The sequence below is a fragment of the Bacillus altaicus genome (assembly GCF_042136375.2).
GTDB lineage: Bacteria > Bacillota > Bacilli > Bacillales > Bacillaceae_G > Bacillus_A > Bacillus_A cereus_U.
In genome coordinates, this window is sequence record NZ_CM143394.1 from 376,146 (window position 1) to 401,226 (window position 25,081).

A 25,081-nucleotide genomic window follows, 5' to 3' on the forward strand; every position below is an offset into this window, starting at 1 on the left:
GTTATTCTTTATCTGTTATCTTTAATTTTTGTTTTAATAATGCATAATCTTGCGTTAATGTTACAAGTTGATGGTGTAATTTGGATATTTTTCTCGTCAGGTCAAAAATTAAGATAAAACAGAATAATAGTCCGAATAAGAATAAAATGGACGGAGGATATTCTACTTTTAATAGTTTTCCAATCCAATTTATAATTTTATCCGTAGAACTTAAAATAGCCATTGCAATACAAACGAAAATCCATAAAATAGCATATTTTGTTTCTAAAGTCCCACGACGAATGGAATTAATAATTAAGAAGAATAGTAATAAAATAAAGATAAATGAAAAGGTAATTATATGCATTCATTATCAACCTTTCACGATTTTTTGCATCAATATAGCAAGACTCACCTTAACCATGTAATATGCAGATTTAAGGGGAGTGATGGAAGATTGTCCACCTTGTCGCTCTTGCATATTTACAGATATTTCATTAATGCGAAGTTTTTTCTTTTTTAAATGAATAAGGACTTCTGGTTCTGGATAATCTTTTGGATAATTGTGTGCAAAAATCTTAATTACTTCTCGATTGATAGCACGATACCCAGAAGTTGGATCCATAAATGTTTGTTTTGTTAGTACTTTCAATAGAGCAGTAAAATAAAAAATACCGATTCTTCGGGAAATACTACCTTTATATGCTGTTTTTTCTGTAAAACGTGAACCCAGCACCATATCGCATTGATCCTCGGCGATAGGCTGTATAATTTTGTATAAATCATCAGGATTATGTTGTCCATCAGCATCGAACTGAATCGCAATATCATATCCGTTTTCATAAGCGTATTTATATCCAGTTTGTACAGCTGAACCAATGCCTAGATTATATGGTAAATTAACAAGATGAACAGGGAAATCTTTTACGATTTGAGCTGTTTTATCTTTTGATCCATCATTAATAACGCAAATGCTTAATGCTGTAAAATGCTGTTTTAGTTCTAATAATCTTGTTAATGTATCTGCAATTGCTTCTTCCTCGTTATACGCTGGAATAATAATTAACGTTTTTGGTATTGAAATTGGTACCTCAATAGACATTACCGCACCATCCCTTATATACTTAATCATATTATGGTTATTTTTAAACGAACATTATTTAATATACCATTAATAGTATAACAAAATAAAGGAAAAGCTGATGGGTGATTTTAGGGAATAGGCATCGAATAAAAATGCTAAGGCAACACTTTATTATAATAAAAAATACATGCAAGGAAGAAAAAACCTGTGCATGTATAAGATAAAATCCTAATGTTACATATTCCAAGGCTTACTTAAAGTTAATACTTCAGCCATTTCTTTACTCTTCAAACGCCCTTTTTTTCTATTTTCTGCACGCTCTGAACCAGTTGTATGTAGCCAATGTTCTTCCTCTGTTTCAGGAATTACTTGTGGTACAGATGAAGGTTTTCCGTCTTTTAATGCAACAAATGTAATGAAACACGTTGCGGCCATTCTACGCTCGCCTGCTAGTAGATCCTCTGCGATTACTTTTACGAAAACTTCCATTGAAGACTTTCCTGTATAACATACGAATGCTTCATAACAAACAGAATCCGCTTGGTGAATTGGAGTTAAAAAATCAACGGAATCGATAGATGCTGTTACGCAATGTTTGCGGCTGTGTCTTGCAGCTGCAATTGAAGCGATACTATCAATTTCTGCTAATAATTTCCCCCCGAAAAGTGTTTGGTGATTATTTAAATCGTTAGGAAAAACACGTGTTGTTTTAATTGCTTTTGATTCTCGCATGAATTTCTTTTCCATATATTCAGCCCCTATTTTCTGTTTTCAATCAGAGTGACATGTGTAAGTGGAGTACTCATATTAGATATTTAATGAAGTAAAGTGTTCCAAAAGAGGATTATCCCGCTATTTGCGGGATAATAGTCAGTGGAGGATGAACAAAACCCCCGCGGATTAAAGTTTCACTTTATTGAAATTTCTGTATTTGTATTCATGTAACTGAAAGAAAATTTATCGTATATAAAATGTAGTGTAAAAGAGGATTCGCTTACATTGCAAGTGAAAAAGTAATGACCATGTATTTGTCATAGAAATTCCCTATTAACCTTGTGCCTATTCATGATAGAATCGTTTTGTTATGAATGGAAATAGAGGTGCAATGGACATATGAATCATATACAAACAAATTTTTCTTCTTTCTTTAGTAAAATAATGATTGGTGCGATGCTCGCATTTTTTGTCTATAGTTGTTGGTCGGCTTTTGAAACAAGTAAGCAATTTTTTGGAGGAAGTACAACAAGTATAACAATCGTATTAGTGATTTTTGTTATTCTTATTTTGTTAGTAGCATCAATTTTGCAATATCGTTTTACAGATAAACAATTTCTTATTTTTCTTATAAGCATGTCTATAGTTGTAAGACTTATCACAGTTCTATTTGTAGATAGTCCAATGATAGGTGATATGAAGGCTATGTATGAGTCTGCAAAGCAGATTGCAATTGGCAATAATATAGAGAATATAGCACAGTTACCTTTTATTATTTATGAATCGGTCATCATTCGTATATTTGGTGATACGGTATTCGCTTTACAACTATTTAATATTTTATTTTGTACAGGAACTGCATTTTTCATTTATCGCATTGCGTCAATGGTCTTTGGAGAAGAGTGTGGTCGTATTGCATCAATATTTTACGCTTTATATATTCCAAATATATTTATGAGTTCTGTATTAACGGCGGAATCACTCGCAATATTTTTATTTTATTGTGCTTGTTACATATTTTTATATAAGGGATTAGATCATCCTTATACGTGGGTAATTTCAGCCATTTTATTTGCGCTTAGCAATATGATTTTCCCAATGGGATTATTTTTACCTATCTGTATAGCTGTATATGTGCTGTTAATTGAATTATTTCAATCAGCAACGAAACAAAAATTACTATTAAAAATGATAGGAATACTTATTCTGTTTTATAGTACTCATTTTGGTGTGAGCTATGGTATCAAGATGATGGGAATGTCACAGTATACGATTTCTAATCAGACTTATGTTCAATCTGTTTTAATTGGGAAAAGTCAAAATGAAGAAAAAACATCCAAAAATCAAAGTGTAAAAGAGCACATTGATCAAGAGTTAAAAGAAATGGAAGTTGAAAGATTTAAACTGTTAAAACCAGTTATTAACCAGTTTTCAGATGAGGGAATAAATTCTATTATTTTTAAATGTGAAAAGCTTATATATATAGTGGTGACACTATTTATGGCCATAGCTTTATTACATTTTCTAATTAAGAAACAGCAAAACGAAGGATATATGTTGTTTGTATTATTAATTACCGGATATGTATTGTTAAGGCTCTTTCAAGTAGATATGGCATATTATAATATTATTATGCCAGCTTTGTTTATTTTACAGAGCTTCGGTGTTTATATGAGTTATTTTTATTGCCAAAAAATATTTTTCAGAAAATAAAAGAATCCATTTTGGATTCTTTTTTTGTAGATGGATGATAAGGATGAATACAAGGTGGAGATGAAGAATCTCCACTTTGTATCGATTTGCCTTACCGGTTTAGTTCTAGTTGTAAACTATCCGCTGTTAAGGCCATTTTCGAGGAATCGTCTTGAATACTCTTCATTACTTGTGAAATAGTTTCTAATTCATTTTCAATTTTTTTATTTTGTTCTTTAGAGTTAGACATATCTTTTACTATTTCTTGGAAATATTGATCTGTCGCATGCATACTATCAGTCCCTTCAGATACGAGAAAGCTAATTTGTTCCACGGAAGAAGAGACGTGTATAATTTGTTCATTAGTTTTTTCAACGAGTTTTGTAACGTTGAATATGGATTCTTTCGTTTGCTCTGATAATTTTCGGATTTCTCCCGCTACGACTGAAAAACCTTTACCAAATTCGCCAGCACGTGCAGATTCAATAGCGGCATTTAATGCTAGTAAATTTGTTTGCTCGGCGATTGATTTTACAATATCAATGATTTCGTTAATTTTTTTAGAAATATCAAGAAGTTCACGAGTATCAGTAATAATAGTTTCCATATTTGTTTGAATGCTTTCCATTCGTTTGTTTTGCAGGTTTAATTGTTCTTTTCCTTTGTTGGCCTTTTCTTCTGATGTCGTAGCTAATGATGTACCTGTTTTTGCAATTCCTACGATATTTTCTGATTTAGATGTTAATTGTTGAATAGAAGAGCTTGTTTTTTCAGACACTGCCGCTAGTTCTGTTGCAATATGTGTAATCGTCATAGCGGTCAGTTCTTTTTCTTTTTCATGTTCTTTTTGAATTCTTTCATATTCGGATTCGTAAGCTGCAATAACAAGTTCTTGTTCTAATGTGAATAATTTATTTATTACATTTATAGAATATGAAAAGTCGTCTATCGTTGAAATTTTCGTTTGCAAAATCTTCATGACGGAGCGGAATAATTCTTGATAAGCAGCAGTATACCATTTTCTATGTAAACCAATTTGTACGTGCCTTTTCGCAATTCTAACACGTTGTTCAATAAAATCTTCATTCATATTCCCGCTGAACAATTCTTTAATATGTGTCTTTAAAGTTTGTTTTAATTTTGGAATAGAGCTGTAGCGTTCAATAACAGCAATTAAATTAGGTTGTTTTGTGATGTTGGTGTAGAATTTTTCTGTTATCCAATCTATTTCCTCATAAATAAATGGCTGTAATACTTTCACAATTTGTAAATCTTCCTTTGAAATATGTAGCATGTCCATTTGAGTTTTTAGTTCAGAATTGGCAGGCACGTTAAATATGATTTGTTGGCCTTTACTTAATTCGATTATACTGGTGTTTGTTTTATTTTTTTTAAAAACCCCAAGCATCATTCTTCCCCCTGTTTATAAAACGTTTTCATTTTTGGTCCTTATATAATTATATATTTTTATATACAATTACTCTATAGTGTGTGAAATTGTACATAAATTAAGAGAATTCTATGTAGAATTCTCTTAGTGGCCTTTATTAATTTTTGCATGTGTTTTAAAGAAAACTGGGAAATGTACATTATATATTACGGTGACTACACGAATAACGAATGTTATTAATAAACAAACATAGAAAGCCAATACGTGTGCCCCCATTGCATGTGTAATTAGGAAACTAACTGCTCCTAAAATAGAAGCAATTGCATATATCTCTTTTCGGAATACATACGGGATATCTTGAGCACAAATGTCGCGTAAAATACCGCCCCCAATACCTGTAATAACTCCCATTGAAACGACTAAAAACGAGGCGTCAACGTGATGTGACATTGCTGCATTTGCACCAATAGCTGTAAATACACCTAAACCAACAGCATCAGAAAGCATAATAACAACTTGAAGTTTATTAATGCGCTCAAAAAACATACATGTGAATAATGCTGATAGTACACTTACGAAAAAGTAAATTGGTTTTACAAATGCGACAGGAGGCAGGTTACCAATCATAATATCACGAATAATACCGCCGCCGAGCGCAGTAGCTACAGCTAAACAAAGGACACCAAATAAATCTAGATCTTTTTTCAAACCAACTAATGTACCAGAAATGGCAGCGGCGATAATGCCAAGAAACGTAAATATATCGATTAATAACATGGCTTTAATTCCTTCCTCTTAAAGATGTTCCAGAGAAAAAATATACACTAAAGTTTTGGAAATAACAATTACTTTTCGCTACATGTAGAAAAACGGATGAAATAGCTAAAGAAAGCGTTTGAAAATGCTTGATAAGTAGCAATAAAGTAAGGCGAAAAAGTGTGGGAAGATTAATTGTATAGTTTTTTGATGTAGCTTAGTTGGAGGAATGGTACAATAAGAGAAGTCCGCTTTTTACATTTGTATAAAATGATAAAAAAATATTTCCGTACGGTCGAAAATAAGTGCACAGGTGTTAGATAGCTTTTATAGGGATAGGGAAGGATAGCTAAAGGACAATATTTTCGGTTACTAATAATGTTGGATTTGACTAGTTTCAGCATGAAAAATAGTTCTCAATTTAAATATGAGTTATGTTATAATTGCTGGGTGTGTTTAAACAGTAGAAAACTATGATTAAAAGATAATGTAAAGATTTTGTATGGAGGTCTTGGAATGTTAGCAAATCAAGCTAGGGTTAGATTTGAGCATTTTTTGCTCTTTTTTATTATTTTACAGCCCGTTTTGGATTTATTAACCTCTCTTAGCATTGAGTTATTAAAAGTAAGTGCGACAGTTGGAATTATGGTGAGATTCCTCATTATGGCAATGGGTGGTATTTATATTTTAATTCAGGCAAAAGAAAGAGAAAATAGGAAGTTTTTGATTTATCTTGTATTACTAGGAGCTATATTAGGAATAGGATTTATTAATAACAAGTTAATCAAGAGTCCTATTGTAATCGCAGAAGAAGTTAAATTCATTGGAAAAGCATTGTATATATATATTATGCTTGGCTCATACATTTTAGCTTTAAAATCACTGAAGAAGACAGTAAATATTAGCGATAAAGTTAGAAATAACATTGTGTATTCAACATTAATTATTAATGCTATTATGGTTATTTCTATTACAACTTCTACAGACTTTGGAAGTTATGAGTGGATGAAAGTTGGTTCCCGAGGATGGTTCTATGCAGGTAATGAACTAGGGTCAATCTTAGCTATTATTTTCCCTATTGTGGTACTATATTCTATTCAAAAAACAAAGAGCGTGAAACACGTTTTATATTGGATTCCATCGCTGTTAATGATCTACTCTTTAATTCAAGTTGGTACAAAAGTAGGGATGGGCTCAATTGGTGCTACGTTAGCGGCAGCAATCGGGATTATTGTACTACAATTATTATTTGATAGAAAAAACCCGAACAAAAAATCTCTTGCAATTAATGCATTAATTGCTTTTGTCCTATTAGCTGGTGTAGTTGGAACGTTTAAAAAGACACCATTAGCACAAAATATGGGCATTCATAATAACTATTTATCAGAACAAAATGTAGCGCAGCAAGGTCAGAAAGAAAAAGAAATTAAAGAGAAAATTAAAAAAGAAGAACAACAACAACATAAAGTTGAAAAGCCGGAAGAAAAGGCAAAGATAGAAGCGGAAGTTAAGAAAGAGCTTGAGAAAGAGCAAAAGAAAGAAAATCAAGATAATCTTATTTTCAGTGGACGTCAAGTATATGAAGAAAGACATAAGCAGTTCTTTAAAGAAGCGCCAATGTCACAAAAATTATTTGGAATGGGTTACGCAGGTAACTTTAAGTATAATGAACAAAAGCAGCCAGATCCGAAGTTAATTGAAATGGACTTCCATGATTGGTTTTATGATTTCGGAATTATTGGTTTTGCGTTAATGATGATTCCATTTATTTATTACGGCTTAAGAATCTTAATAGCATTTGTTACAAGATTTAAGGAAATATTCAATGTGAAATATGGAATGATTTCAGCAAGCTTAGTATTAGCACTAGGTATTGCGTATATTGCAGGGCATATTTTGACAGCACCAGGAGTCGGGATTTACTTTGTAGTGGTGTTAGCTTGTCTAATTGTAGATTTAGAAATTGAATGATAAAAATAAAAGCTAACTTTTGTTAGCTTTTATTTTTTAGTACAGTAAAATAAAGATAGATGGAAATGTAGCGAGGATTTAAAGGAGGAAAAAATATGAGGATATTGCATATGAATGCAGGAGCAGAAGATGGTGGAGGAAAAACACATATTATTTCACTGCTCGATCAGTTTCCGGATGGTGAAGTAGAATTAGCTGTATTTGAAGATGGAATTGTTGCGAAAGAAGCAAGAGAGCTAGGAATAAAAGTTCATGTGTTTTCACAAAAATCTCGCTATGATTTATCCATTTTAAAGAACATAAGTGAATTCATTAATAAAGAAAAATTTGATGTAGTTCATACACACGGTCCTAGGGCGAATTTCTTTGTTTCTCTAATGAAGAAGAAATTCGCGGCAAAATGGGTAACGACAATTCATAGTGATCCATTTCAAGACTTTACTAAACAAGGCTTAAAAGGCTGGATTTTTACTAAGTTAAATTTGAAAGCTTTAAAAAATATAGATTTATTTTTTGTTGTAACGAATAGGTTGAAAAAAAGCTTAGCCGCATTAGGTATTTCAAATGAAAAGATGCATGTTATTTATAACGGGATTGAATATGATCGGGAAAAAGCAGATGGCTATAATAAAAAGGAAATGTTTAATATTGATGAAGATGTGTTTACGGCAATCCAAGTAGCACGTCTGCATCCTGTTAAAGGACATGAAGTTTTATTCGATGCGTTACAACAAACAAAATTGGAGAAGATTAAAGTGTTATTAGTTGGTGACGGACCGTTAGAAGGAGAACTAAAGGCGTTAGCTACTGAAAAAGGGATTAATGATAAAGTTGAATTTTTAGGGCATCGTCAAGATGTGAAACAATTATTTGCTTCATCACATGTCAATTTGTTAACTTCCCATAGCGAAGGATTTCCATTAGTTTTATTAGAAGCGGCAAATCAACGTGTACCATCAATTGTGACTAGATCAGGAGAAATCGAACCGTTAATTGCAGATGAAACTTATGGGTGGATTGTACCAACTGGTGATGGAAAAGCATTGGCATCGGCATTAGAAGAGGCGTATGATAAGTGGAAAACTGGAGAGTTATCAGTAATGGGCAAGCATATTTATGAGCATGCTACTATGAACTTCTCACTTCAAAAATTATATGAAGATACGAAAGAAACATATAAGCAATTAATAGCAAAAAACCTTTAATGATAGAGAGGATAGTTAAATATGGCAGTACAAACGGTTGATATTCTAGGTGTTCCTTTCTCTACAATGACAATGGATGAAACGATCCAACATTTAAAGAAGCAACTAGAATTAGAGCAAGCTCATACTTTTCAGGTGGTAACAGCAAATCCTGAAATTGTTATGTGCGCAAAAAAGGATGAAAAATTCCATAAAACATTATTAAATACAGATTTAATTACACCTGATGGTATTGGGGTTGTAAAAGCAAGTGGTATGCTTGGTACACCTTTAAAAGAGCGGGTAGCGGGATTTGATTTAATGAGCAATTTATTTGCAAAGTTATCAGAAGAGAATAAATCAGTATCTGTTTTCTTATTAGGTGCAAAACCACATGTTGTACAAGCCGCGGCTAATCATTTAACGAAGACATATTCGGCTGCATCTATCGTGGGTACACAAGATGGATATTTTAAACAAGAAGAAGAAGAGAATATTGTTTCACGTATTCAAGAGGCAAAACCAGACCTATTACTTGTTGCACTTGGCTTCCCAAGGCAAGAAAACTTTATCCAAAACAATAAGCATCGTTTAGAAACGAAAATCGCTGTTGGAGTAGGCGGTAGTTTAGATGTGTGGGCTGGAGAGGTAAAGCGTGCGCCAAAATGGATACAAGCTGTTCATTTAGAGTGGTTTTACAGATTATGTAGTAATCCAACACGCTGGCGTCGTCAGTTAGTACTAGCCGAGTTTTTAAAAGAAGTAATGCGTTCAAAAAGGTAGCGGAACATCGCTACCTTTTTTTTATTCGTTTATTTTTGATAAAGTGAAACTTTAATCAGTGGGGGGGGGGTTCATCCCACACTGATTATCAGCCCTCACCAATCGGGATAAACATTTTACTTTTTGGGAATGATGAAGGAGAATTTTTTATACGAAAGTATTTTACTTATACAATACACACATGTAAAATGATGTGTAAAGACACCTGTGTAAGGAGGACTTCTTGTGAGCAAGGTAAAAGAAATTTCGAAGCGAAAGCTACTTGGTATAGCTGGGCTTGGCTGGCTATTTGACGCAATGGATGTTGGAATGCTTTCATTTGTAATGGTGGCATTGCAAAAAGAGTGGGGATTAAGTACTCAAGAGATGGGTTGGATAGGTAGTGTTAACTCAATTGGTATGGCTGTAGGGGCGCTCGTTTTTGGGATACTATCAGATAAAATAGGACGGAAATCGGTCTTTATTATTACATTATTACTATTTTCTATTGGTAGTGGCTTAACAGCTTTAACGACGACACTCGCGATGTTCCTCGTTTTACGCTTTTTAATTGGTATGGGACTTGGCGGGGAACTTCCAGTTGCATCTACTCTTGTATCAGAGAGTGTTGAAGCGCACGAACGTGGGAAAATAGTTGTACTATTAGAAAGCTTTTGGGCTGGTGGTTGGTTAATCGCAGCTCTTATCTCATATTTTGTTATTCCTAAATACGGTTGGGAAGTTGCGATGGTATTAAGTGCAGTTCCAGCGTTATATGCTTTATATTTAAGATGGAATTTACCCGATTCTCCAAGGTTCCAAAAGGTTGAAAAAAGGCCATCTGTTATTGAAAATATAAAATCGGTTTGGTCTGGAGAATATCGTAAAGCAACAATTATGTTATGGATTCTATGGTTTTGTGTTGTCTTTTCCTATTATGGAATGTTCCTTTGGTTACCTAGTGTAATGGTACTGAAAGGCTTTAGTTTAATAAAAAGTTTTCAGTACGTACTCATTATGACTTTAGCTCAACTTCCAGGATATTTCACAGCTGCATGGTTTATTGAACGTCTTGGTCGTAAATTTGTATTGGTTACGTATTTAATTGGTACAGCATGTAGTGCTTATGTGTTCGGAATTGCGGATTCATTAACAGCATTAATAGTGGCGGGTATGTTACTATCCTTCTTTAATTTAGGTGCTTGGGGTGCATTATACGCTTATACACCGGAACAGTATCCAACAACTATTCGCGGTACAGGTGCAGGAATGGCAGCGGCCTTTGGACGTATTGGTGGTATTCTTGGACCACTATTAGTAGGGTATTTAGTTGCTTCACAAGCTTCACTATCGCTAATATTTACGATTTTCTGTGGATCAATTTTAATTGGGGCACTTGCTGTAGTTATACTTGGTCAAGAAACGAAACAGAGGGAATTAGTATAAAGTGAAACTTTAATCAGTGGGTGTTTTGTCCATCAATGACTGATTATTAGCCCGCACCAATCGGGATAAAAGAAAAGGGAAACCAAGGTGGTTTCCTTTTTTCTGTTTTTTTAGATAAATAATGGTATAGTAAGAAAAAGGGATTGTTTCTTACTAAAGCGAATGTATACAACAAGAAATATGGACAAAGGAATTAGGTGGCTGGATAAATGAAGATCTTACTTATCATGGAAGAGACAGAAGAGCGAAGAAAATTAGTTGAGAACTTTACTGAAAACATTCGAAATGTAGAATGTTTTGAAGCGGAAACTGGAACAGAATCTTTGCTAATAATGAAAAAACATACACCTGATTTTGTTTTTTTAAATTCGCAATTAATGGATGGTACTGGTTTTGAATATTCGAGTTTGTTACGAGAAGTGAATTGTTATACGAAATTTATTTTTATTGGTGAGGATATAGAAGAGGCAATTACGGCTTTTCGTTTCCAAGCGTTTTATTATTTATTACGACCATTTCGTGAAGAAGATTTACAATTCATTTTATATAAAATGGGAAAAGAACAAAGTGAGAAAGCAAAGAGTCATCTGCGTAAACTGCCGATAGAAGGCCATGAAGGGATTAGATATATTTTCCCGGAGGATATTGTATATGTAAGTAAAAATAAGGAAAACAAAACCGTTTCAATTTATACAACGAATAATCATTATATTTCAACATACACACTCCAGGAATTAGAAAATAAACTAAATGCATATGATTTTTTACGTGTACATAAAAGCTATTTAATTAATATGTCATATGTACAAGAACTTAAACCTTATTATAATGGCACGTATAATTTGCATTTAGACAGGTACGATGAGCAACCGATTCCAGTAAGCCGGAATTATGTAAAACGACTTCGAAATAAAATTGAACTGTGACAAGTAATGAGAGAATTTTAACATGATAATCTAAAAATCCTTCATGATAAGGAGGATTTAAGTAAAGTATTCAGAAGATTTAGTACAATCTCCACTAAGAAGTAGTAATGGGGGGATTGTATGTGAAAACATTGAAGTCAATTTTACTTTGGGGAGTTATTGCAGCGCTAGGAGCATCTGCTTTTGGTGTAATAGCGTTATCGCAAGGTGAGACAATTAATGCTGTATGGCTATTAGTTGCTGCTGTATCAGTGTATGCGATTGCGTATCGTTTTTATAGTAGATTTATAGCGAGGAAAGTTTTTGGCCTAGATAATAATAGACAAACACCTGCTCATACGTTAAATGATGGCAAGGATTATGTTCCGACAAATAAATGGGTTTTATTCGGACATCACTTTGCAGCGATTGCAGGGGCAGGTCCTTTAGTGGGACCGATTTTGGCGGCGCAGATGGGGTATTTACCTGGGACAATTTGGATTATTGTTGGGGTAGTTATTGCTGGAGCTGTACAGGATTTTGTAATTTTATTTGCTTCAATGAGACGTAATGGTAAATCATTAGGAGAAATGATTAAAGATGAGATTGGTCCTGTTACAGGATTAATTGCAATGATTGGTATTTTAGGTATTATGATCATTTTATTAGCGGTATTAGCTTTAGTAGTTGTGAAGGCGCTTGTTGGAAGCCCATGGGGAATGTTTACAATCGCAGCAACGATTCCAATTGCTATTTTAATGGGAGTTTACATGCGTTACATTAGGCCAGGGCGAGTAGGAGAAGGATCAGTAATCGGTATTGTTCTACTAATCTTATCTCTTATTGGAGGACAATATGTGGCGGAAAATCCGACACTTGCAAGTATGTTTACTTTTAGTGGTGAGACAATTGCTATTATGCTTATCGTATATGGATTTATTGCATCGGCATTACCGGTTTGGATGCTTCTTGCGCCACGTGATTATTTAAGTACATTTTTAAAAATAGGGACGATACTTGGGTTAGCAATCGGTATTTTAGTTGTAGCACCAGATTTAAAAATGCCAGCAGTTTCACAATTTATCGATGGGACAGGTCCTGTTTTCTCCGGTAACTTATTCCCGTTCTTATTTATTACAATAGCTTGTGGTGCTGTGTCAGGATTCCACGCTCTCGTTTCATCAGGCACGACGCCGAAAATGATTGAGGAAGAAGGCCACGCAAAGCCAATCGGTTATGGAGCAATGTTAATGGAATCGTTTGTAGCAGCGATGGCAATGATTGCGGCTTGTGTATTAACACCAGGAACTTATTTTGCAATTAATAGTCCTGCAGCACTTATCGGTACGGATGTATCGCAGGCAGCTCAAGTTATTTCTTCATGGGGATTTGCTATTACACCGAATGAATTAAAAGATCTTGCTGTTAATGTCGGAGAACAGACCATTTTATCACGTACAGGTGGTGCACCAACATTAGCAATTGGTATGGCGTATATATTTTCGCAAGTAATGGGCGGAACGGCGATGATGGCATTTTGGTACCATTTTGCTATTCTTTTTGAAGCACTATTTATTTTAACAACGATTGATGCGGGAACACGCGTAGGGCGATTTATGATTCAAGACATTTTAGGTCATGTATATAAGCCGTTTGCGAAAACAGATTCAACATTAGCAAATGTGATAGCTACAACACTATGTGTACTAGGATGGGGGTATTTCTTATACCAAGGGGTAATAGATCCGCTTGGTGGAATTAATACATTATGGCCACTTTTCGGTATTGCAAACCAAATGTTAGCAGGTATTGCATTATTACTTGGAACGACAATCTTGTTCAAAATGGGAAAAAAGGCATACGTTTGGGTAACACTTATTCCAACTGTCGGATTGCTTATTGTAACAATGACAGCAGGTTATCAAAAGCTATTTCATGAAAATCCCAAAATAGGATTTCTATCACATGCGAAAGTATTCCAGGGAGCATTAGATGATGGGAAGGTATTAGCTCCGGCTAAAAATATTACACAAATGAAACAAATTATTTTGAATGACTATATTGATGCGGCGCTTTGTGGAATTTTTATGATAGTTGTAATTGCTGTATTAATTTCTGCACTTCGAATTTGGATTCAAGTATTAAGAAATAAGCCGATGCCGTTAAAAGAGGCACCATATATTCCAAGAGATGAAAGTGAGTCGAGGAACTATGCTTAAAATTTTACGGAACGTATGGGGAAAGAGAAAGCAATTTATTAGTTTACTTGTCGGAGTTCCAAGTTATGAAACGTATGTAAATCACATGAAAGTACATCATCCAGAAGAGAAAATTCTATGTCAAAAGCAATTTTTTGCTGAGGCACAAGAAGCTAGATTTAATGCAAAAGGCGGAAAGATATCGCGATGTTGTTAATGGAGGGGACGAAATTTCGTCTCCTTTTTTATTTTGCTTTTTGCTGTTCCACGTGGAACAATAAAATAAAAAAGTTTGGGAATTATAGGTATTTCATAATACAATAACATATAGAAAGGGATAGATGGAAAAGAAAAAGTAGGGAGATTATTTTATGTTTAGAGATCTATTTGTAAATATGACAATCATTCTGTCCTTTATCTTTGTAGGTGCTCAGATTTTAAGAGATAAGCCATTAAAAGAAGGATTCTCTTTTTGGCAGAAATGTTTGGTCGGTATTTTAACTGGAATATTAAGTATATTATTGATGCATTTTGGTGTGCATATTGAAGATAGTATGTTGGATTTACGTTATTTAGCTGTTGTTTTGGCGATTATAGTTGGTGGTCCAATAGCTAGTAGTATAACAGTTATGATCATTTTAATAACACGGGTATTTTTTACTGAGTATTCTTTAGCCTCTGAATTGGCCTGCTATACTATCGTGGCAATAGGGATTGGCATTACTCTCATTTGGCGGATGAAGATTTCTATATTTACAAAATGGATATGGTTTAATGTGTACAGTTTGTCTATTTTAATACTACCAATTTATATTTTATTTAAGGATATATATGTAGTGGTATTATATTTAGTTTGTTGTATTGTAGCGGCATACATTACATTTGTAAGTGCAAGTTACGTATTGCAATCTAATGAATTATTTCAAACGATGAAGCATTATGCAACGATAGATGCATTAACGAATCTAGGAAATGTAAGACAGTTTGATTTCGAGATGAATCGTCATATTGGTAGCAAGCATATGAAAAATGATTCACTTTGTTTATTACTTATCGATATTGATCACTTTAAGTATGTAAATGATACGTATGGTCATCCTGCTGGAGATGAAGTGTTAAAACAACTAGGGCGTATTTTGTTAGAGAATGCACCATTCCCAAATCTAGTCTTTCGAAAGGGTGGCGAAGAGTTTGCTCTGTTGTTACCAAAAAAGAGAGTAGCATTTGGAACTCGCATAGGGGAACAAATTCGACTAGCTGTTGAAAAGCATTCATTCCAACTGCAAAATGGGAAAAAAATTAAAATTACAGTTTCTGTGGGGCTTTCAGAGTATAAAAAATCACCTGAGCAATTTATTCAATCAGCGGATGATGCGTTATATTATTCAAAAAGAAATGGTAGAAACAAGGTTAGTTCAGCATCATAGGAATTCGAGGAGTACTTTAAAACATTTCTGCAAAGTAATTAAAACCCACAGAACAATAAATGTTCTGTGGGTTTTAATCTATTTTTAAATGTATTAATAAAAAGCTTTATGTTAGACAAGTTCTTTCGGTGCAACGAATTTACGGTATGCACCGTGATGTGTTGGTCCTACATATTCGTTAATCTTAAATGAATGACGAATTGCAGCTGTGATGAATTCTTTCGCAGTTTGTACTGCTTCTTTCACCGTTTTTCCTTTTGCAAGTTCTGCTGTAATTGCAGCAGAATATGTACAACCTGCACCGTGTGTATTTGTCGTATCGATCTTTTCTGATTCTAGAAGATCGAATGTTTCTCCGTCATATAATACATCAATAGCGGTTTCTGTGCCTAGTTTGCTACCACCTTTAATCAGTACGTATTTAGCACCTAAAGCGTGAATTTTTTTTGCAGCTTCTTTCATGTCCTCAGGAGAATTAATTTTCACACCACTTAATTGATATGCTTCAAATAGGTTTGGCGTTACAACTAATGCTTTTGGAACAAGAACGTCACGTAAGCAATCATTTGTTTCAGGATGTAATGCTTCGTCTGCTCCTTTACATACCATAACAGGATCAACTACTACATTTTCGAAATTGTGCTTTTCAATTGTTTCCGCAACCATTTCGATAATTTCTACTGATCCAAGCATACCCGTTTTTAAAGCATCTACGCCAACGCCTTCAATTGTTGTTTCTAATTGTGGTTTTAATGTAGAAGCCGCAATTGGGAATACGTTATGCGCCCAACCGTTATGTGGGTCCATTGTTACGATTGTTGTAAGAGATGTCATTCCATATACGCCAAGTTCTTGGAATGTTTTTAAATCTGCTTGTATACCAGCACCGCCACTTGTGTCAGAACCAGCGATTGTAAGTGCCTTATTTAATGTCATTATGAAAGCCCCCTCAAGTGATATAATGAAAACTATGTTTTCACCATTATATCAATGTTACGAATAAGTACAAAGTGAAAAGTAGATGATTTATGTTAAGTACTATTTAAAATCTTGTATGTAGGAGACGAATTATGTTTCAAGAGAATCGTACAAATGAATTAGTTATATTAAAAGAGATTGCAGAAACGTTGAATACCTCAAATGATACATATCACGTACTTCAAGCTGTGCTGGAAAAGCTATTGAATGTAACTGGTTTAACGACAGGATGGATTTTCCTTGCGGATGAAAATGGTAGGTATACGAAATTAATTGATTACCAATTACCAGAGGGATTGAGATTCGAAAATAAACGACCGATGTGTGAAGGGAATTGCTGGTGCCTACACAGCTTTGTGGAAGGTAAATTAGAGCGAGCAGTTAATATTATTGAATGTAAGAGAATTAATAATGCAATTGAATACAACTGGGGAGATACAGAAGGGATTGTACATCATGCGACAGTACCGCTCAAAGCGGGTGGAGACGAATTTGGCGTATTAAATGTAGCTAGCCCAGGTAAAACGCATTTTTCTGAAGAAGAATTAGTACTATTACAATCAGTTGCCTTTCAAATTGGAACGGCATTAAAGCGTACAAAACTGTATGAAAATGAAAAGAGAAGAGCTTATTATTATGTAAAGCTAGAACGCTTTATTCAAGCTTTAAGGACAATTCATAAATTTAATGCATTACCAGAAGAGATTGTAAAGCAAATAGGGAGCTTATTTCTATGGGAGCAAGTTGCATTCTTTATTAGAGAAGAAAATGAACTAGCTGTGAGAGCTTCTTATAAGAAGGGTGAACTACAAGATGATCTGAGGGCAGCAGCACAGGAAGCGTTGGAAAAAGAAGAGTCTGTCTTGTTGAAGCGTCAGGTTGGTAATATAGAGCATCCCAATAGGGCAGTTATCGCTATTCCGATACATATTCAAGATCATATATTTGGAGTATTAAGTGTAAGTTCTAATAATGGAGAATTTGATATAAATACGATAGATGTAGTACAAGCGTTAGCAAATCATATTTCATTAATGATAGAGAACTTAAGATTAAATGAAAAACGCCGCGAACTTGTACGAATGGAAGAGCGTAATCGTTTAGCTAGAGATTTACATGATTCTGTTTCACAAAAGTTGTTTTCATTAACGTTTATGACGAAAGGCGCTGAAGCTGTCTTAAAGGGGCAAAATGAAAAGGTAGATCAGCCTTTGTATGAGATGCGTGAATTAGCACAAGGTGCCTTAAAAGAAATGAGGACATTAATTTGGCAGCTCCGTCCGGCTGGATTAGAGAAAGGGTTATTACCAGCTTTAAAGCAATATGGTGAAAGTTTAGGGTTGAAAATTCGGGAACAAGTTACAGGTGTGCGTGATTTGCCGCGCGTAGTAGAAGAAGCGCTATGGCGAATTGGACAAGAAGCTTTAAATAACGTAAGTAAGCATGCGAATGTAGGAGAAGCGACGATTTATTTCAAAGTGACGGAGAAAAATGTATCATTAGAAATAGTTGATCAAGGAAATGGGTTTGTAGAAAAGGATATAAAAGGGAAGAAATCACTCGGTATGACTACGATGCGTGAAAGAGTAGAATTAGTTGGTGGAACAATTAAAATTGTAAGTAGAAAGAAACGGACGAGTATAAAAGTAAATGTACCATTATGATGTGAAAATGAGGGAAGTTTGTGAAAATAAAAGTATTGTTAGTTGATGATCATACAGTTGTTTTAAAAGGATTGGCATTTTTTCTAAGCACACAGGAAGATTTTGAATTAGTTGGGGAAGCAAACAATGGGAAAGAAGCGTTGGTGAAAGTAGGCGAAACGAGTCCAGATGTCGTATTAATGGATTTATATATGCCTGAGATGGATGGAATTGAGGCAACAGCTTGTATCAAAAAAGAATATCCAAACGTGAAAGTAATTGTATTAACTAGTTTTTCTGATCAAGCTCATGTATTGCCGGCACTAAAAGCTGGGGCGAGCGGTTATATTTTAAAAGATATAGAACCAGATCAGCTTGTTGAAGCTATTCGAAGCGCGTATAAAGGTAATATTCAATTACATCCAGATATAGCAAATGCCCTTCTTTCTCAAACTTTACCACAGGAAGAAAAAGAAGAAGAACCTTCCGTTCAAGTGGATGTGTTAACAGCGAGAGAAAATGAAGTATTGCAGCTATTGGCGAAAGGGATGAGTAATAAACAAATCGCTTCTGTTTTAGTTATTACAGAAAAAACGGTAAAAGCTCATATGAGTAGTATTTTGAGTAAGTTACATTTATCCGATCGCACACAAGCAGCATTATATGCAGTGAAAAATGGAATTGTATAAGACAAAAGTCGTAAGACCTAGTTCGCCTTTAGAAGGTGGACTTTTTTTATGGAAAAATACGTCTATGTGAGGACGTAATTGTCTTGATATAAAGATAGAATATATTTGTAAGCAACAACAATTACAAGGGAGTACCCTTTTTCGTAAGTGATATATAACAACATAAGAGTGAGTAGTAGGAGGAAAAACAATGGCAACAGTTTTATTTGTAAAAGCAAACAACCGCCCAGCGGAACAAGCAGTTAGTGTGAAATTATACGAGGCATTTTTAGCAAACTATAAAGAAGCACATCTAAATGATACAGTAGTAGAACTTGATTTATATAAAGAAGAATTACCATATGTAGGCGTAGATATGATTAATGGTACATTCAAAGCAAGTAGAGGATTTGATTTAACAGAAGAAGAAGCAAAAGTGGTAGCAGTTGCTGATAAGTACTTAAATCAATTCCTAGAAGCGGATAAAGTAATTTTCGGTTTCCCATTATGGAACTTAACGATTCCAGCTGTATTACACACGTATATTGATTATTTAAACCGTGCTGGTAAAACGTTTAAATATACACCAGAAGGTCCGGTTGGACTTATTGGAGATAAGAAGATTGCGTTATTAAATGCACGCGGCGGCGTATATTCTGAAGGACCAGCAGCTGAAGTAGAAATGGCTGTTAAATACGTAGCAAGCATGATGGGCTTCTTCGGCGCAACAAACATGGAAACAGTAGTTATCGAAGGACATAACCAATTCCCAGATAAAGCAGAAGAAATCATTGCAGCAGGTCTTGAAGAAGCGGCTAAAGTAGCAAGTGAATTTTAATTAAAAACATAATCGTCACTCGAAAAAACAGCATTAACATTTACATGTTAATGCTGCTTTTTTTATATTAATTTGTAGTTTCGTTATGTTTAGGAAGCGGAAATGCATTGCCAATTGCAGCAGCCCCGAGCATCGGTAATAATAAATTGAGCGGGAAAAACATGAGTAATAGTAATGTTATAGCTATTGGTTTTCTTAATGCATAGCTTGAAATAGCTGTCGTGACGATGGCTACAGAAGATATTGGATCTATAGGCAGAATAGAAGCTATAGCATATCCGATACTTGATCCAGCAAATATAATGGGGAAAATATGTCCGCCGCGCCAACCCGTATTTAAACAAACGGCAGTAATACATAATTTTAAAACTCCTGAAAGAAGTAGTACCCAGAAAGATAAATGGCTCCATTCAACGACTAAATCTTTTAATTGATGTTCCCCTGAAAATAACGTGTACGGAAGAAAAGTTCCAGTAACCCCGAGTAAAATACCACCTATAATTCCAAGTGATACTTTGTATTCCCTGAAGGGGTAGATTAATTTTTCTAATGCGAATTCTAATTTGAAATAAAAGAAACCAACTATAGCACCAATGCTAGCAAGTGGTAGAAAGGCGATCCATTCATTAAGAGCAAGAGACCCTTCCCCGAAATCAACAATAAAGGATCCACGATTATCGAGTTTACTAAGTAATAAGTAAACTGAAAAACCGGCAAAAGTGGTAGCTAAATATACAATTGCCTTTTTTCCTTTCGAAAATTCATTAATTTGTTCACCCTCATTTTCATTCGGAGCTAAGTAACCGAATAATGGTGCATTAAAAATGACACTTAAAGTAGCACCAATTCCAACCTCTGTTAGTTCATTCATTCCCTTTAAAGCAAATTTAAAGCGATCTCCTACCCATGTACAAAGTCCACCGATAATTCCAACAAGTGCAGCTTCTGGTCCTAAACTAGCTCCAAATATTAAAACGATAATCGCAGTTAAAGTAGCTTTATGTACAAAACTGTATTCAATTCTACCTGTTTTTTTATATTCAGCCATCACTTCCGGCATAAGACGTGGATATGTACCGAAGTATTTTTGTGTTAAACCAACGAGGATACCACCGATGATTGTTACACAAATGGTGTAATAAGGAGGAGAAGAGAAAATAGTAGGTAAGTATCCCCAAATAAAGTGAATTCCAATATTTATTGTAACTAAAAATAACCAGACTGTAGCTCCTACCATAGCGCCTAAAAGAATGCCATATAGGACGAGTATATAGTGCATGTCCTTTTTATTTGTCATGTTGTACCTCCGTTATGTAAGTTTTAATGTAGAAAGGATTAAATATGCTAGTGTGAAATGAATTGAATATATATAGTATCTTTTTGAGTGGTTGGCTTATTCAATATATTAGGGTCTCATAAAAATTTGAAACCCACGCGGTTAAACCACTTATTTAATTCTATATATTGATCGGAGTTTTTAAAAGGTCTTTTTCAAATGAATATGGAATATATTTCTTTTATTGTTTAAATTAAATTCCTTACAATTAATTTAGAACATTCAGAAAAACTATTTGACATTAGGAAATTATTGCTATAAAATCAACGGTAATTGCATAGTCTTATCAAGAAAAGGTGGAGGGACAGGCCCGATGAAACCTTGGCAACAGCCGTATAACGGAATTGTGCCAAATCCTGCAGGTAATAATCCTGAGAGATAAGAAAGATCCTTTAGAGCGTGTTTTCAAACTGCTCCTTTCTTGTTTTCAGGGAAGGGGCAGTTTTTTATTTTGCATTAAAAGAAAGGAGAATGAGAGATGGGAGAATCATGGGGGAAAGGAACGATTTGTGTGCAAGGTGGCTATACGCCAAAAAATGGTGAGCCGCGTGTTTTGCCACTTTATCAAAGTACAACGTATAAATACGATACGTCAGATGATTTAGCAGCACTATTTAATTTAGAGGCAGAAGGATATATATATACGCGTATTGGAAATCCTACTCTAGCTGCATTTGAGCAGAAGTTATCAGATTTAGAAGGCGGTGTAGGGGCTGTTGCAACAGCTTCTGGGCAGGCAGCTATTATGCTTGCAGTTTTAAATATTTGCAGTAGTGGAGACCATTTACTTTGTTCTTCAACTGTTTACGGAGGAACGTTTAATTTATTCGGGGTGAGTTTGCGTAAGCTTGGCATCGATGTTACGTTCTTTAATCCTAATTTAACGGCAGATGAAATTGCGGCACTTGCTAATGATAAGACAAAACTCGTTTATGCAGAATCGTTAGGAAATCCAGCAATGAACGTTTTGAATTTCAAAGAACTTTCAGCGGCAGCAAAAGAATTAGAAGTACCTTTTATCGTTGATAATACATTGGCGACGCCTTATTTATGCCAGGCATTTGAATATGGGGCAAATATCATTGTCCATTCCACAACGAAGTATATTGATGGCCATGCAAGTTCTCTAGGCGGCATTGTAATAGACGGAGGGAACTTCGATTGGACAAGTGGAAAATACCCTGAGCTTGTCGAACCTGATCCGAGTTATCACGGTGTAAGCTATGTTCAAAATTTTGGAGCAGCAGCGTATATTGTGAAGGCACGAGTTCAGTTATTAAGAGACTACGGAAACTGTATGAGCCCATTCAATGCATATATTAGCAACATTGGCCTGGAAACATTGCATTTACGAATGGAGCGTCATAGTGAAAATGCTCTCGAAGTTGCTAAGTGGCTTGCTAATCATGATCGCATTGAATGGGTGAATTATCCAGGGTTAGATAGTAATGAAAATTACTCGTTAGCACAAAAGTATTTGAAAAAAGGTGCTAGTGGAGTTTTAACATTTGGTATTAAGGGCGGATTAGAAGCAGCAAAAGAATTTATCGCAAATGTAAAACTTGCAACTCTTGTAACACATGTAGCTGATGCAAGAACTTGTGTAATACATCCTGCTAGTACGACGCACAGACAATTAAGCGCAGAAAATCAGCGTTTAGCTGGCGTTACATCTGATTTAATCCGTTTATCGGTCGGTATAGAAGATGTTTCTGATATTATTGCAGATTTAGAAGCGGCGCTAGTCGGAGGCAAACAACATGCCGATCATAATTGATAAAGATTTACCAGCTCGCAAAGTATTGCAGAAGGAAAATATTTTTGTAATGACGAAGGAGCGAGCAGCAACACAAGATATACGCGCTTTGAAAATTGCTATATTAAATTTAATGCCTACAAAACAAGAAACAGAGGCGCAATTACTTCGTTTAATTGGAAATACACCGTTGCAATTAGATGTTCATTTACTTCATATGGAATCGCATCTGTCTCGCAATGTAGCGCAGGACCATTTAATGAGCTTCTATAAAACATTCCGTGATATTGAGAATGAAAAATTTGATGGACTCATTATTACAGGAGCACCAGTTGAAACTCTTTCTTTTGAAGAAGTAGATTATTGGGAAGAGCTTGAACGTATTATGGAGTATTCAAAAACGAATGTAACATCTACGCTTCATATTTGCTGGGGGGCACAAGCAGGTTTGTATTATCACTATGGTGTGCCGAAGTATCCTCTTGCTGAAAAAATGTTTGGTGTATTTGAACATGAGGTTCGCGAGCAACATGTGAAATTGTTACAAGGGTTTGATGACGTGTTTTTTGCTCCGCATTCTCGTCATACAGAAGTACGAGAGAACGATATTGAAAAAGTGAAAGAATTAACGTTATTAGCCAATTCTGAAGAAGCGGGTGTTCATCTTGTTATTGGGCAAGAGGGAAGGCAAGTTTTCGCACTCGGACACAGTGAATATAGTTGTGATACGTTAAAGCAAGAATACGAACGGGACCGCCAAAAAGGGTTAAATATTGATGTGCCAAAAAATTATTTTAAACATAATAATCCAGATGAGAAGCCACTTGTTAGGTGGAAGAGTCATGGGAATTTATTATTCTCTAATTGGCTGAATTATTACGTGTATCAAGAAACCCCTTATATATTGTAAATAATGATTGTGTAACACGTGGTAGCGTTTTATTTGTAAAGATTAACCCTTATTTTTCAGAATGTTCAAAATACATTGTTTTTCAGATTTTTTGTCTATATAATGGCATCTAAACACAATTTTTGAGGGGTGGACAGTATTATGAAAGAAATTCAAGTGGGCTTATTAGGTCTTGGGACAGTTGGTAGTGGTGTAGTTCGTATTATTACAGATCATCAAGAACGACTTATACATCAAGTCGGTTGTCCGGTGAAAGTAACGAAAGTGTTGGTGCAAAATATTGAGAAAGAGAGAGAGGTAGAGGTACCTTCTACTCTATTAACACAAGATGTGAATGAAATTTTAGATAATCCTAATATTGATGTTGTCATCGAAGTAATGGGCGGCATTGATGATGCGAAAGCATATATTTTACAAGCTTTAAAAGGAGGGAAGCACGTTGTGACTGCAAATAAAGATTTAATGGCGTTACACGGAGCGGAACTCTTAGCGGTGGCAAAAGATAACAAGGCTGATTTATTTTATGAAGCAAGTGTAGCTGGAGGAATTCCAATTTTACGAAGCATCGTAGAAGGACTTTCTTCAGATCTTATTACGAAAGTAATGGGAATTGTAAATGGAACGACAAATTTTATTTTGACGAAAATGTCAGACGAAGGGAGAGCATATAACGACGTGTTAAAAGAAGCTCAGCAGCTTGGATTTGCAGAAGCAGATCCAACATCAGACGTAGAAGGTTTAGATGCAGCAAGAAAAATGACGATTTTGGCTACTCTCGGTTTCTCTACAAATGTAGAGCTTGGAGATGTGAAGGTAAAAGGAATTACTTCTATTACAGCAGAAGATATTGAATATAGTAAGAGCTTAGGTTATACAATTAAATTAATTGGTCTTGCAAAGCGAGATGGCGAGAAATTAGAGGTTACAGTTGAGCCGACTTTACTTCCAAATGCACACCCTCTTGCGGCGGTGCAAAATGAATATAATGCTGTCTATGTGTATGGTGAAGCGGTAGGAGAAACGATGTTTTATGGTCCGGGAGCAGGAAGCTTACCGACAGCGACAGCTGTTGTTTCTGACCTAGTTGCTGTAATGCAAAATATTAGGTTAGGTGTAACAGGAAAGAGTGCTGTAGTCCCGCAATATCAAAAGGTACTAAAAGAGCCAGATGAAATTATTGTGAAAAAGTTTTTAAGACTTCATGTGAAAGACGAAATTGGTGTATTTGCAAAAATTACATCATTGTTCTCTGAACGCGGTGTTAGTTTTGAAAAGATTATTCAAATGCCACTTGAAGAGAAAGGGAAAGCAGAAATCGTAATTGTAACGCATCGTGCTTCTCTTGCAGATTACGAGTACATTCTACATACATTGCAATCGTATGAAGAAATAGATTGTGTGAAAGCAAATTATCGAATTGAAGGAGATGCTAAGTAGTATCTTT

At 34.9% G+C, this 25,081-nt stretch carries 22 protein-coding genes, 1 pseudogene and 1 riboswitch; of the genes and pseudogenes, 15 read left to right on the forward strand and 8 right to left on the reverse strand.

Annotation, left to right across the window (positions count from 1 at the left end; genetic code table 11):
* Position 1: 1 nt before the first annotated feature.
* The 3 genes from ACE38F_RS01985 to ACE38F_RS01995 all read right to left on the reverse strand — a co-directional run bounded on the left by ACE38F_RS01985 (position 2) and on the right by ACE38F_RS01995 (position 1,810).
* Entirely contained in the window at positions 2 to 346 is a 345-nt protein-coding gene (locus ACE38F_RS01985; RefSeq protein ID WP_002174456.1) for a DUF2304 domain-containing protein, read from the reverse strand.
* Between the two features lie 6 nt (positions 347 to 352).
* Positions 353 to 1,081 carry a glycosyltransferase family 2 protein gene (locus tag ACE38F_RS01990; protein WP_000021472.1) on the reverse strand — a complete coding sequence of 243 codons (729 nt, stop codon included), beginning with the start codon at positions 1,079 to 1,081 and terminating at the stop codon, positions 353 to 355.
* Between the two features lie 216 nt (positions 1,082 to 1,297).
* A complete protein-coding gene (locus tag ACE38F_RS01995; protein WP_000412118.1) occupies positions 1,298 to 1,810 on the reverse strand; it encodes an acyl-CoA thioesterase in 513 nt (170 codons plus the stop codon).
* Between the two features lie 366 nt (positions 1,811 to 2,176).
* Between ACE38F_RS01995 and ACE38F_RS02000 the strand changes: the two genes are divergently transcribed.
* Positions 2,177 to 3,490 carry an ArnT family glycosyltransferase gene (locus ACE38F_RS02000; protein ID WP_375371067.1) on the forward strand — a complete coding sequence of 438 codons (1,314 nt, stop codon included), beginning with the start codon at positions 2,177 to 2,179 and terminating at the stop codon, positions 3,488 to 3,490.
* Positions 3,491 to 3,581: 91 nt separating this feature from the next.
* Here ACE38F_RS02000 and ACE38F_RS02005 read toward each other — a convergent pair whose 3' ends face one another.
* From ACE38F_RS02005 to ACE38F_RS02015, 3 genes and pseudogenes are all read right to left on the reverse strand, one after another.
* The gene (locus tag ACE38F_RS02005; protein WP_375371094.1) at positions 3,582 to 4,283 is read right to left on the reverse strand and encodes a methyl-accepting chemotaxis protein; all 702 of its coding nucleotides are present in this window, start codon (positions 4,281 to 4,283) and stop codon (positions 3,582 to 3,584) included.
* A 102-nt stretch (positions 4,284 to 4,385) separates the two neighbouring features.
* Positions 4,386 to 4,880, reverse strand: a pseudogene (locus ACE38F_RS02010) (protoglobin family protein); the annotation flags it as partial.
* A 123-nt stretch (positions 4,881 to 5,003) separates the two neighbouring features.
* Positions 5,004 to 5,636 carry a trimeric intracellular cation channel family protein gene (locus ACE38F_RS02015; protein WP_000924380.1) on the reverse strand — a complete coding sequence of 211 codons (633 nt, stop codon included), beginning with the start codon at positions 5,634 to 5,636 and terminating at the stop codon, positions 5,004 to 5,006.
* A gap of 495 nt (positions 5,637 to 6,131) precedes the next feature.
* Between ACE38F_RS02015 and ACE38F_RS02020 the strand changes: the two genes are divergently transcribed.
* From ACE38F_RS02020 to ACE38F_RS02055, 8 genes are all read left to right on the forward strand, one after another.
* Positions 6,132 to 7,586 carry an O-antigen ligase family protein gene (locus tag ACE38F_RS02020; RefSeq protein WP_375371068.1) on the forward strand — a complete coding sequence of 485 codons (1,455 nt, stop codon included), beginning with the start codon at positions 6,132 to 6,134 and terminating at the stop codon, positions 7,584 to 7,586.
* Positions 7,587 to 7,681: 95 nt separating this feature from the next.
* Entirely contained in the window at positions 7,682 to 8,791 is a 1,110-nt protein-coding gene (locus ACE38F_RS02025) for a glycosyltransferase family 4 protein (RefSeq protein ID WP_375371069.1), read from the forward strand.
* A gap of 21 nt (positions 8,792 to 8,812) precedes the next feature.
* Entirely contained in the window at positions 8,813 to 9,553 is a 741-nt protein-coding gene (locus ACE38F_RS02030) for a WecB/TagA/CpsF family glycosyltransferase (protein ID WP_215554875.1), read from the forward strand.
* A 225-nt stretch (positions 9,554 to 9,778) separates the two neighbouring features.
* A complete protein-coding gene (locus ACE38F_RS02035) occupies positions 9,779 to 10,978 on the forward strand; it encodes an MFS transporter (RefSeq protein ID WP_215554874.1) in 1,200 nt (399 codons plus the stop codon).
* A 209-nt stretch (positions 10,979 to 11,187) separates the two neighbouring features.
* Positions 11,188 to 11,904 carry a LytR/AlgR family response regulator transcription factor gene (locus ACE38F_RS02040; protein ID WP_375371070.1) on the forward strand — a complete coding sequence of 239 codons (717 nt, stop codon included), beginning with the start codon at positions 11,188 to 11,190 and terminating at the stop codon, positions 11,902 to 11,904.
* A gap of 122 nt (positions 11,905 to 12,026) precedes the next feature.
* Positions 12,027 to 14,102 (forward strand): carbon starvation protein CstA, encoded by a 2,076-nt coding sequence (gene cstA, locus ACE38F_RS02045; RefSeq protein ID WP_341308210.1) that lies wholly within the window; start codon positions 12,027 to 12,029, stop codon positions 14,100 to 14,102.
* Positions 14,095 to 14,298 (forward strand): YbdD/YjiX family protein, encoded by a 204-nt coding sequence (locus ACE38F_RS02050; protein WP_215554871.1) that lies wholly within the window; start codon positions 14,095 to 14,097, stop codon positions 14,296 to 14,298. The genes cstA and ACE38F_RS02050 overlap by 8 nt, the downstream gene beginning before the upstream one ends.
* A 154-nt stretch (positions 14,299 to 14,452) precedes the next feature.
* Positions 14,453 to 15,508, forward strand: a complete 1,056-nt coding sequence (locus tag ACE38F_RS02055; protein ID WP_215554870.1) for a diguanylate cyclase — start codon at positions 14,453 to 14,455, stop codon at positions 15,506 to 15,508.
* A 111-nt stretch (positions 15,509 to 15,619) separates the two neighbouring features.
* On the opposite strand, the gene pdxK is transcribed toward ACE38F_RS02055, so the two are convergent.
* Positions 15,620 to 16,444, reverse strand: a complete 825-nt coding sequence (gene pdxK, locus ACE38F_RS02060; protein ID WP_375371071.1) for a pyridoxine/pyridoxal/pyridoxamine kinase — start codon at positions 16,442 to 16,444, stop codon at positions 15,620 to 15,622.
* 134 nt (positions 16,445 to 16,578) lie between these two features.
* Here pdxK and ACE38F_RS02065 point away from each other — a divergent pair, with 134 nt between their 5' ends.
* From ACE38F_RS02065 to ACE38F_RS02075, 3 genes are all read left to right on the forward strand, one after another.
* Positions 16,579 to 18,150, forward strand: a complete 1,572-nt coding sequence (locus ACE38F_RS02065; RefSeq protein ID WP_375371072.1) for a GAF domain-containing sensor histidine kinase — start codon at positions 16,579 to 16,581, stop codon at positions 18,148 to 18,150.
* Positions 18,151 to 18,170: 20 nt separating this feature from the next.
* Positions 18,171 to 18,818 carry a response regulator gene (locus ACE38F_RS02070; protein ID WP_375371073.1) on the forward strand — a complete coding sequence of 216 codons (648 nt, stop codon included), beginning with the start codon at positions 18,171 to 18,173 and terminating at the stop codon, positions 18,816 to 18,818.
* Between the two features lie 190 nt (positions 18,819 to 19,008).
* On the forward strand, positions 19,009 to 19,635 hold the full coding sequence (locus tag ACE38F_RS02075; protein ID WP_375371074.1) for an FMN-dependent NADH-azoreductase: 627 nt from the start codon (positions 19,009 to 19,011) through the stop codon (positions 19,633 to 19,635).
* Positions 19,636 to 19,702: 67 nt separating this feature from the next.
* Here ACE38F_RS02075 and ACE38F_RS02080 read toward each other — a convergent pair whose 3' ends face one another.
* Entirely contained in the window at positions 19,703 to 20,932 is a 1,230-nt protein-coding gene (locus ACE38F_RS02080; RefSeq protein WP_375371075.1) for a chloride channel protein, read from the reverse strand.
* 319 nt (positions 20,933 to 21,251) lie between these two features.
* Positions 21,252 to 21,356: riboswitch (SAM riboswitch) on the forward strand.
* Between the two features lie 93 nt (positions 21,357 to 21,449).
* Here ACE38F_RS02080 and ACE38F_RS02085 point away from each other — a divergent pair.
* The 3 genes from ACE38F_RS02085 to ACE38F_RS02095 all read left to right on the forward strand — a co-directional run bounded on the left by ACE38F_RS02085 (position 21,450) and on the right by ACE38F_RS02095 (position 25,074).
* Positions 21,450 to 22,748: a bifunctional O-acetylhomoserine aminocarboxypropyltransferase/cysteine synthase gene (locus tag ACE38F_RS02085; RefSeq protein ID WP_215554865.1), complete on the forward strand. Its 1,299-nt coding sequence runs from the start codon at positions 21,450 to 21,452 to the stop codon at positions 22,746 to 22,748.
* Positions 22,732 to 23,637 (forward strand): homoserine O-acetyltransferase MetA, encoded by a 906-nt coding sequence (metA, locus tag ACE38F_RS02090; RefSeq protein ID WP_341308203.1) that lies wholly within the window; start codon positions 22,732 to 22,734, stop codon positions 23,635 to 23,637. Before ACE38F_RS02085 ends, metA begins: the two co-directional genes overlap by 17 nt.
* Positions 23,638 to 23,778: 141 nt before the next feature.
* Positions 23,779 to 25,074, forward strand: coding sequence for a homoserine dehydrogenase (locus ACE38F_RS02095; RefSeq protein WP_375371076.1), 1,296 nt, complete (start codon positions 23,779 to 23,781; stop codon positions 25,072 to 25,074).
* Positions 25,075 to 25,081 lie beyond the last annotated feature (7 nt).

What these genes read in the sequence shown, in the direction of transcription:
- ACE38F_RS02005 (WP_375371094.1), bottom strand. Translation starts at nt 4,283, where the DNA reads ATGACGATTACACATATTGCAACAGAACTAGCGGCAGTGTCTGAAAAA.
- ACE38F_RS02050 (WP_215554871.1), top strand. Translation starts at nt 14,095, where the DNA reads ATGCTTAAAATTTTACGGAACGTATGGGGAAAGAGAAAGCAATTTATT.
- ACE38F_RS02095 (WP_375371076.1), top strand. Translation starts at nt 23,779, where the DNA reads ATGAAAGAAATTCAAGTGGGCTTATTAGGTCTTGGGACAGTTGGTAGT.
- ACE38F_RS02085 (WP_215554865.1), top strand. Translation starts at nt 21,450, where the DNA reads ATGGGAGAATCATGGGGGAAAGGAACGATTTGTGTGCAAGGTGGCTAT.
- ACE38F_RS02000 (WP_375371067.1), top strand. Translation starts at nt 2,177, where the DNA reads ATGAATCATATACAAACAAATTTTTCTTCTTTCTTTAGTAAAATAATG.
- pdxK (WP_375371071.1), bottom strand. Translation starts at nt 16,444, where the DNA reads ATGACATTAAATAAGGCACTTACAATCGCTGGTTCTGACACAAGTGGC.
- ACE38F_RS02080 (WP_375371075.1), bottom strand. Translation starts at nt 20,932, where the DNA reads ATGACAAATAAAAAGGACATGCACTATATACTCGTCCTATATGGCATT.
- ACE38F_RS02040 (WP_375371070.1), top strand. Translation starts at nt 11,188, where the DNA reads ATGAAGATCTTACTTATCATGGAAGAGACAGAAGAGCGAAGAAAATTA.
- ACE38F_RS01995 (WP_000412118.1), bottom strand. Translation starts at nt 1,810, where the DNA reads ATGGAAAAGAAATTCATGCGAGAATCAAAAGCAATTAAAACAACACGT.
- ACE38F_RS02025 (WP_375371069.1), top strand. Translation starts at nt 7,682, where the DNA reads ATGAGGATATTGCATATGAATGCAGGAGCAGAAGATGGTGGAGGAAAA.
- ACE38F_RS02030 (WP_215554875.1), top strand. Translation starts at nt 8,813, where the DNA reads ATGGCAGTACAAACGGTTGATATTCTAGGTGTTCCTTTCTCTACAATG.
- ACE38F_RS01985 (WP_002174456.1), bottom strand. Translation starts at nt 346, where the DNA reads ATGCATATAATTACCTTTTCATTTATCTTTATTTTATTACTATTCTTC.
- ACE38F_RS02075 (WP_375371074.1), top strand. Translation starts at nt 19,009, where the DNA reads ATGGCAACAGTTTTATTTGTAAAAGCAAACAACCGCCCAGCGGAACAA.
- ACE38F_RS02020 (WP_375371068.1), top strand. Translation starts at nt 6,132, where the DNA reads ATGTTAGCAAATCAAGCTAGGGTTAGATTTGAGCATTTTTTGCTCTTT.
- ACE38F_RS02015 (WP_000924380.1), bottom strand. Translation starts at nt 5,636, where the DNA reads ATGTTATTAATCGATATATTTACGTTTCTTGGCATTATCGCCGCTGCC.
- metA (WP_341308203.1), top strand. Translation starts at nt 22,732, where the DNA reads ATGCCGATCATAATTGATAAAGATTTACCAGCTCGCAAAGTATTGCAG.
- ACE38F_RS02055 (WP_215554870.1), top strand. Translation starts at nt 14,453, where the DNA reads ATGTTTAGAGATCTATTTGTAAATATGACAATCATTCTGTCCTTTATC.
- ACE38F_RS02065 (WP_375371072.1), top strand. Translation starts at nt 16,579, where the DNA reads ATGTTTCAAGAGAATCGTACAAATGAATTAGTTATATTAAAAGAGATT.
- ACE38F_RS01990 (WP_000021472.1), bottom strand. Translation starts at nt 1,081, where the DNA reads ATGTCTATTGAGGTACCAATTTCAATACCAAAAACGTTAATTATTATT.